Annotated in this window: 7 protein-coding genes; all 7 read left to right on the forward strand. The window is 76.0% G+C overall.

From position 1 onward, the window contains the following. Window positions 1-203: 203 nt before the first annotated feature. The 7 genes from pseB to ACSNN7_RS21435 all read left to right on the forward strand — a co-directional run bounded on the left by pseB (window position 204) and on the right by ACSNN7_RS21435 (window position 7,708). Window positions 204-1,187, forward strand: a complete 984-nt coding sequence (pseB, locus tag ACSNN7_RS21405) for a UDP-N-acetylglucosamine 4,6-dehydratase (inverting) (protein WP_436682727.1) — start codon at window positions 204-206, stop codon at window positions 1,185-1,187. Continuing rightward, window positions 1,184-2,344: a DegT/DnrJ/EryC1/StrS family aminotransferase gene (locus ACSNN7_RS21410; RefSeq protein WP_436682728.1), complete on the forward strand. Its 1,161-nt coding sequence runs from the start codon at window positions 1,184-1,186 to the stop codon at window positions 2,342-2,344. The genes pseB and ACSNN7_RS21410 overlap by 4 nt, the downstream gene beginning before the upstream one ends. Before the next feature lie 12 nt (window positions 2,345-2,356). Then, window positions 2,357-3,193, forward strand: a complete 837-nt coding sequence (locus ACSNN7_RS21415) for a hypothetical protein (protein WP_436682729.1) — start codon at window positions 2,357-2,359, stop codon at window positions 3,191-3,193. 206 nt (window positions 3,194-3,399) lie between these two features. Next, window positions 3,400-5,199 (forward strand): class I SAM-dependent methyltransferase, encoded by a 1,800-nt coding sequence (locus tag ACSNN7_RS21420; RefSeq protein ID WP_436682732.1) that lies wholly within the window; start codon window positions 3,400-3,402, stop codon window positions 5,197-5,199. 44 nt (window positions 5,200-5,243) lie between these two features. Next, entirely contained in the window at window positions 5,244-5,993 is a 750-nt protein-coding gene (locus tag ACSNN7_RS21425) for a cytidylyltransferase domain-containing protein (RefSeq protein ID WP_436682733.1), read from the forward strand. Continuing rightward, window positions 5,990-7,060, forward strand: a complete 1,071-nt coding sequence (locus ACSNN7_RS21430) for a PseG/SpsG family protein (protein ID WP_436682734.1) — start codon at window positions 5,990-5,992, stop codon at window positions 7,058-7,060. The genes ACSNN7_RS21425 and ACSNN7_RS21430 overlap by 4 nt, the downstream gene beginning before the upstream one ends. A 12-nt stretch (window positions 7,061-7,072) precedes the next feature. Beyond that, window positions 7,073-7,708: an alpha-ketoglutarate-dependent dioxygenase AlkB gene (locus ACSNN7_RS21435; RefSeq protein WP_436682730.1), complete on the forward strand. Its 636-nt coding sequence runs from the start codon at window positions 7,073-7,075 to the stop codon at window positions 7,706-7,708. The last annotated feature ends 92 nt before the right edge of the window (window positions 7,709-7,800 follow it).

Below are 7,800 nucleotides of genomic sequence, written 5' to 3' on the forward strand. Positions count from 1 at the left end.
CACTGTAGCCACGACCGATCCGGCAGGTCAGCCGCGCGGCACGGTCGGCGCAAGTGTTCGCCTGCCGGGCGTCCGGCATTCACGGGACCAGCGCGGTCGGTTCACCCGGGCGCGTCGGGGTGTTAACCCACCGTGGCTAGCGTCCGTCCGGTCGCGTGGCCCCCGGCCGCCGGCGCACAACCTGCGATCATGGGAGCACCACATTGAGCGAGCTGACGGGATCCTCCATCCTGGTCACCGGCGGCACCGGTTCCTTCGGTAGGACCTTCCTCCGGCACATCCTGGCCGAGGCCGACCCGGCCCGGGTGGTGGTCTTCTCCCGCGACGAGCTGAAGCAGTACGAGCTGCGCCAGCAGCTCGGCGACGACCCTCGGCTGCGCTGGTTCATCGGTGACATCCGGGACCGGCACCGGCTGACCCGGGCGATGCACGGCGTCGACCACGTGGTGCACGCCGCGGCGCTGAAGCAGGTGGACACCGCCGAGTACAACCCGTCGGAATTCATCGCCACCAACATCACCGGCTCCCAGCACGTGGTGGACGCCGCGATCGAGGCCGGCGTGCGGAAGGTCATCGCGCTCTCCACCGACAAGGCGTCCAGCCCGATCAACCTGTACGGCGCCACCAAGCTGGTCGGCGACAAGCTCTTCGTCTCCGCCAACCACTACGCCGCCCAGCACCCCACCCGCTTCTCGGTGGTCCGCTACGGCAACGTGGTGGGCTCGCGCGGCTCGGTGGTGCCGCTGTTCCGCCGGCTGGCCGCCGAGGGCAAGAGCCTGCCGATCACCGACAAGCGGATGACCCGGTTCTGGATCACCCTCGACCAGGCCGTCCAGTTCGTGATGGACAGCTTCGACCAGATGCAGGGCGGCGAGCTGTTCGTGCCGCGCATCCCCAGCATGCGCATCCTCGACCTGGTCGAGGCGGTCGCCCCGGACGCCACCACCCACGAGATCGGCATCCGGCCGGGCGAGAAGCTGCACGAGGAGATGATCGCGCCGGACGACAGCCGGCGGACGCTGCGCGCCCGGGACCGGTTCATCGTCCAGCCCACCATCGCCACCTGGGGTTACCAGCCGCCGGTCGGCTGCGAGCCGGTGCCGGACGGGTTCGCGTACCAGTCGGACACCAACGACGAGTGGCTGAGCGTCGAGCAGCTGCGCGACATGCTCGGCATCGGCGCGTGACGGCGATGCTTCCGTACGGGCGGCAGTCGGTCACCGACGACGACGTCGACGCCGTGGTGGCCGCGCTGCGCAGCGACTGGCTCACCACCGGCCCGCAGGTCGACGCCTTCGAGGCCGACCTGGCCCGGTGGACCGGCGGGGCCGCCTGCGCGGCCGTCTCCAACGGCACCGCCGCGCTGCACGTGGCGTACGCGGCGGCCGGGGTGGGCCCCGGCGACGAGGTGGTGGTGCCGCCGATGACGTTCGTCGCCACCGCCAGCAGCGCGGTGGCGCTCGGCGCGACCGTGGTTTTCGCCGACGTCGAGGAGGAGACCTTCACCCTGGACCCGGCCGCAGCTGCGGCGACGACGACGTCGCGTACCCGGGTGGTCTCCGCCGTCGACTACGCCGGCCACCCGGCCGACTACGACGCCCTGCGCGGCGCCCTCGCCGGCAGCGACGCGCTGCTGCTGGCCGACGCCGCGCACTCCATCGGCGCCACCTACCGGGGCCGGCCGGTCGGCTCGCTGGCGGACCTCACCACCTTCTCGTTCTTCCCCACCAAGAACCTGACCACGGCCGAGGGCGGCGCGGTCGCCACGGCGGACGCCGAGCTGCTGACCCGGGCCCGCCGGTTCCGCAACATCGGGCTGGTCCGGGAGCGTGACGCGCTGCGCCGGCCGGACGAGGGCGGCTGGCACCAGGAGGTGCACGAGTTCGGCCTGAACTACCGGCTGCCCGACGTGCTCTGCGCGCTGGGCCGCAGCCAGTTGCGCCGGCTCGGCGACTTCCTCGCCGCCCGCGCCCGGCTGGTCGCCCGGTACGACGAGGCGCTGGCCGACCTCGACGGCGTGCTGCTGCCCGGCCGCCGCTCGTGGGCCGCCCCGGCCTGGCACCTCTACCCGATCCGGGTGCTCGACGGCCGCCGCCGCGAGGTGTACGACCGGATGCGGGCCGCCGGCATCGGCGTCCAGGTCAACTACCTGCCCGCGCACTGGCACCCGGCCTTCGCCGACCTCGGCTACCGGCGCGGATCGTGCCCGGTGGCCGAGTCGTTCTACGCGCAGCAGCTGTCGTTGCCGCTCTTCCCGACGCTGACCGACGCCGACCAGGATCGCGTGATCGACGCGCTGGGCGCGGCGCTGCGCGGCGTCACGGTCCGTCCCGTCGGCGCCTGACGGGGGACGGCGATGCACCACGCGAACCACTTCTACGGGCACGCGCACGTGCTGGCCCGCTACTGCGGGCTGGGCGACGGGCACCCGCCCCGGATCAACGGGTACGTCCAGCACGGCTGGAACATCGGCGACGGGCTGGCCCCCGGCCACCCGTACGCCGAGCGGACCCCCAGCCTGCTCTGGTCCGAGCAGACCCGGCGGCGGGCCTGGTCGGTGGGGCGGCGCAACGTCGTCACCGTCGGCGCGCCGTTCGCCTACCTGCTGTCCCTGCGGGCGCAGGACCCGCCGGAGGCCCAGCGGGAGGGCACCATCTGGTACCCGTTCCACGGCTGGGAGGGCCAGCACGTCAAGGGCGACCACAAGGAGCTGATCGCCCGGATCCGGGCCACCGAGCCGGGCCCGGTCACCGTCTGCCTCTACTGGCACGAGTACGGCATGCGCCGGGTGCGCCGGCTCTACGAGAACGCCGGCTTCCGGGTGATCTGCCACGGCTACCGCGGCCACTGGTGGAAGGACACCGACCCGCTCTTCCTGGACAAGCAGCTCACCGAGCTGCGCCGGCACAAGCGGGTCGCCTCCAACCGGCTGACCAGCGCCATCTTCTACGGCATCGCCGCCGGCTGCGAACCCGCCGTCTACGGCGACCCGATGATCCTCGCCGCCGAGGACCCCACCTTCGGCGGTACCGCCCGGATTCGCCGGCAGTGGCCGGAGCTGCACGGCGAGTCCGTCGACCTGCCGACCGCCGTCGAGATCGCCCGCGCCGAGCTGGGCACCGACCATCGCTGTACGCCGGCCGAGCTGCGCGAGCTGCTCGGGTGGGCGCACCTCCAGGAGGAGAAGAGTTGACCACACAGAGGCTGTCGGGAAACCCCGGGGCGAGCGAGGCGGAGTCCAGCCGGCGATCCGGCAAGGCGGAGACCGGTCCGGATACCGGTGTCGTATCCGGACCGGTCTCCAACGCGGCCGGTCGTCGGCTGGGCCCGCCGCAGCCGCTGCGGGGTTTCCCGACAGCCTCTTGGACGGCGGCCCGGATCGCGCTGCCCGGCGGGGAGATGCTGGCCTGGTCCGACCTGCCGGAGGAGCGGCTGCCCGACGGCGGGCCGGTGGCCGCCCTGGCGGCCCGGGTCGTACCGGCGGGGGCGCGGGTGCTGCTGGCCGGGCCGCACGACCCGGCGCTGCTGACCCGGCTGGCGCACGCCGAGGTGACCTGCCTGCTGCGCAGTCACCCCGACGGGGTGGCACTGGCCGACCGGGCCGCCCGGGTGGTGGTGGGCGGCCCCGCCGGGCTGCCCGTCGACGAGACCTTCGACGTGGTGATCGCCGCCGCCGGGCTGGACGCGGTGGAGTCGGTGGAGGGCTCCCGGCTGGGCTGGGACGGCGTGCTGGACCGGCTGGTACGGGCGCTGCGGCCGGGCGGGACGCTGCTGCTGCGGCTGGACAACCCGCTCGGCGTGCACCGGCTGGTCGCCGCCGCCCCCTGGTACGCCGACCGCGCCGACTCGGCGTGGACCGTCGGCGGGGTGCTCGACACCGGCCGGCCGGCCAACCCGGAGCAGCTGCGCGCCCGGCTGACCGGGGCGGGACTGCGGCCGCAGGCGTGCTTCGCGGCGTACCCGGCTCCGGCCGCGCCGACCGCGCTGGTGGCCGCCGACGAGCTGGACCGGCGGAGCACCTCCGGGCTCTTCGACGCGGTGCTGCACGGCGCCTGCGCGGGCGGCGCGGGCGACAGCACCGTGCTCCAGGACCCGGCCCGGCTGGCCGTCGACGCGCTGCACGCGGGGCTCGGCTCGGCGCTGGCACCGGGCTGGCTGCTGCTCGCCCACCGACCGGCTGACCCGGACCCGGATTCCGGGCCGACCGGCGGCGCCGCAGGTGACCCGTCACGGCCGGAGCCGCTGCCGGTGGCGCTGGTGCAGACCGGGCCGCCGGGGATCGGCGTGGTGGAGGTGGCCGACGGGCCGGACGGCTGGCGGTGGCGGGTGACCGGCCGGATGAGCCGGCCGGAGCCGGCACCCTTCGCCACCCGGGAGGTGGCCTGGCGGGATCCGGGCGCGCTCGACGGGCCGGTGCCCGAGGGGCGGCTGCTGCGTACCCTGCTGCTCGACGCCTGCCTGCGCCGCGACCTGGACACCCTGCGCCGGCTGCTGCGCGGGTACGCGACCTGGCTCGCCGCCGAGGCCGGCTCCGACGGCCGGCTGGGCGGCGCGGTGGCCCTCGCCGGCCCGGACAACGTCGTGGTCTCCGGCGACGCGTACGCGGTGCTCGACCCGAGCTGGCAGGCCGCCGCGCCGCTGGGGGTCGACGTGGTGCTGGCCCGGGGCCTGTGGCGGTTCGCCGCCGCGCTGCTCACCGGCGGGTACGCCCACCCGTGGCCGTCCACCCTGGACGTCGCCGGGCTGACCGTGGTGCTGGGCGGCCTGGCCGGCCGGGAGCTGGACCGGGCGGGCGTCGACGCGGCGATCGAGGTGGAGGCGGCGGTCGCCGCGGCGCTGCGCGGCCTCGACGCCGACGGGCGGGTCCGCCTCGCCACCGAACTGCGCGCGGTCGAGCCAACCGACCCACCGGCCGGGCTGCGCAGCTACCAGCAGCTGCGCGAGGCCTGGGTCCGCCAGCGGGAGGAGCTGACCCGGCTGGGCGCGCTGCTCAAGTGGACCGAGGAGCTGCTGACCTCGCGGGAGCGGGCGCTGCGCCGGGCCGACGCCACCATCAACCTGCTCAGCGGCTCGCTCAGCTACCGGGTGGGGCGGCTGGCGATCACGCCGGCCCGGCTGGCGAAGCGGGGCGCCCGGGCGGCCAAGCGCCGGGCCCGGGAGGCGCTGAACCAGCGCGGTCCGCGGGAGGAGCAGCAGTGAGCGCCGAGCCTTCGGGCACCGCCTCCCCGGCCACCGCGCCGTCCCTGGCCGGGCGGCCGGGTGCGGCGCGGATCGTGGGGATCGTGCAGGCGCGGATGGGCTCGTCCCGGCTGCCCGGCAAGGTGCTGCGCCCGCTGGCCGGGCGCAGCGTGCTCGGCCGGGTGGTCCGGGCCGCCCGGGACAGCGGCGTGCTCGCCGACCTGGTCGTGGCCACCAGCACCGACGGCGTCGACGACGCGGTGGCCGCCGAGTGCGACCGGCTGGGCGTACCGTGCCACCGGGGCCCGGTCGACGACGTGCTGGGCCGCTTCGTCGGCGCCCTGGAGGCGCACCCCGGGGACGCGGTCATGCGCTTCACCGCCGACTGCCCGCTGCTCGACCCGGAGATCATCGCGCTGGTCGCGGCGGTGTACCGGGCGGTGCCCGGGCTCGACTACGCCAGCACCTCGATCGCCCGTACGCTGCCCCGGGGGCTGGACGTGGAGATCATCCGGGCGGACGCGCTGCGGACCCTGGACCGGCTCGCGACCGACCACCACCGGGTACACGTCACCTCGTACGCGTACATCCACCCGGAGCTGTTCCGGGTGCTCGGGGTGACGCTCACCCCGGACCGCTCGGCGCTGCGGCTCACCCTCGACACCGAGCGGGACTGGGCGCTGGTGCGGGCGATCATCGACCACTTCGGCGACGTGAGCGTGCCGCTGGCCAAGCTCGCCGACTGGCTGGCCGACCGGCCCGCCCTGCGCGCCCTCAACGCCGACGTACGCCAGAAGCGCCTGGAGGAGTCCTGAACCCGCCACGGATCGGGTTGCGCTGCGACGCCGGGCCCCGGCGCGGCGTCGGCCACCTGGTCCGCTGCCTGGCCCTCGGCGAGGAGTTCCTGGCCCGGGGGGCCCGCGTCGAGCTCTTCGGCACCGTCGAGCGGGTCGGCTGGGCGCAGGCGCAACTGGCGGCGCGGGGCATCCCGGTGCACCCGGGCCCCGACACCCCGGCCGGGCTGGTCGAGGCGGCCCACCGGCACCGGCTGGACGCGCTGGTGCTCGACTCGTACGAGCTGGACCCGGCCGGGGCGGGGGCGCTGCGGGCGGCGGGCGTGGCCACCCTGGCGATCGTCGACGGCGACACCCGGGGGCAGGACGCCGACCTCTACCTGGACCAGAACTTCGGTGCGCGGACCGCCGCGCCCGCCGGGCGGCTGCTCGCCGGCACCCGGTACGCGCTGCTGCGCGACTCGGTGATCGACGCCCGGCCGGCCGCGCCGAGGCAGCCGACGCCGGTGGGCCGGCCCCGGGTGCTGGCCTTCTTCGGCGGCACCGACGCGCTCGGCGCCGCCCCGGTGCTGACCCGGGTGCTGCTGGCCACCGGGCATCCGATGGAGCTGACCGTGGTGGTGGGCCGTCCCGACGTCGAGGCGGAGCTGGAGGAGCTGACCCCCGGACGGGGCCAGTCGCTGCGCCCGGTCCCGCCCACCGACGCGCTGCCCGCCCTGATCGGCGCGGCGGACCTGGTGGTCAGCGCCGCCGGCACCTCCACCTGGGAACTGTGCTGCCTCGGCGCGCCGTCGGCGCTGGTCTGCGTGGTGGACAACCAACGCGAGTCGTACCACCGGGTGGTGGAGCACGGGCTGGCCGCCGGCCTGGGCGAGCTGCCGGAGCTGGCCGCGGCCGGGGTGGCCGGGCGGGCGGCCCGGGCGGCGGCCGCGCGGACCCTGACCGGCCTGCTCACCTCGCCCCGGCGGCGGGCCGCGCTCGCCGCGCGGGCCTGGGCCACCGTCGACGGGCGCGGCCGGGCCCGGGTCGCCGAGGCCCTGCTCGACCTGGTCCAGCGCGGCGATCGTACGCCTGTACTAAACCGCTGATAGGGTGGCGGCATGACGCAGGCCCCCTACCAGCCGTCGATGCTCGACCTCGCCGATGCCGGGCCGTCGCTCGGGCCGCTGCCGGGCGGGCTGCGCCGGCACGTGCTCACCCGGGGCGCCTGGGTCGACCACCTCCCCGGCTGGGTGCGCGGCTCCGACGCGGTGCTCGACACCCTGCTGGCCGAAGTGCCGTGGCGGGCCGAGCGGCGCACCATGTACGACGCCGAGGTCGACGTCCCCCGCCTGCTCTGCTGGTACGCGGGCGGCCGCCCGCTGCCGCACCCGGTGCTGACCGAGGCCCGCGAGGCGCTGACCCGGCACTACGCCGCCGAGCTGGGCGAGCCCTTCGTCACCGCCGGCATGTGCCTCTACCGCGACGGCAAGGACAGCGTCGCCTGGCACGGCGACACCCAGGGCCGCTCGGCACACACCGACACCATGGTCGCCATCGTGTCCTTCGGCTCGCCCCGGCCGCTGCTGCTGCGCCCCCGCGGCGGCGGTGCCAGCCTGCGCTTCCCCCTGGGCCACGGCGACCTGGTGGTGATGGGCGGCTCCTGCCAGCGCACCTGGGAACACGCCATCCCCAAGACCACCCGCCCGGTCGGCCCCCGCGTCAGCGTCCAATTCCGCCCCACCGGCGTAGCCTGACCCACCCTCCCACCCCACCCGGCCCCCCACCCGGATCACCCCGGTGAGCGGTGGGAGGGAGACGAGAGAGGGGCCCGGGGGCGCCCCCCCCC

Source organism: Micromonospora sp. URMC 105 (assembly GCF_051386295.1).
GTDB lineage: Bacteria > Actinomycetota > Actinomycetes > Mycobacteriales > Micromonosporaceae > Micromonospora.

Bases quoted from the DNA above. Each gene is read 5' to 3' on its own strand.
- ACSNN7_RS21435 (WP_436682730.1), top strand. From the start codon at position 7,073: ATGACGCAGGCCCCCTACCAGCCGTCGATGCTCGACCTCGCCGATGCC.
- ACSNN7_RS21415 (WP_436682729.1), top strand. From the start codon at position 2,357: ATGCACCACGCGAACCACTTCTACGGGCACGCGCACGTGCTGGCCCGC.
- ACSNN7_RS21420 (WP_436682732.1), top strand. From the start codon at position 3,400: ATGCTGGCCTGGTCCGACCTGCCGGAGGAGCGGCTGCCCGACGGCGGG.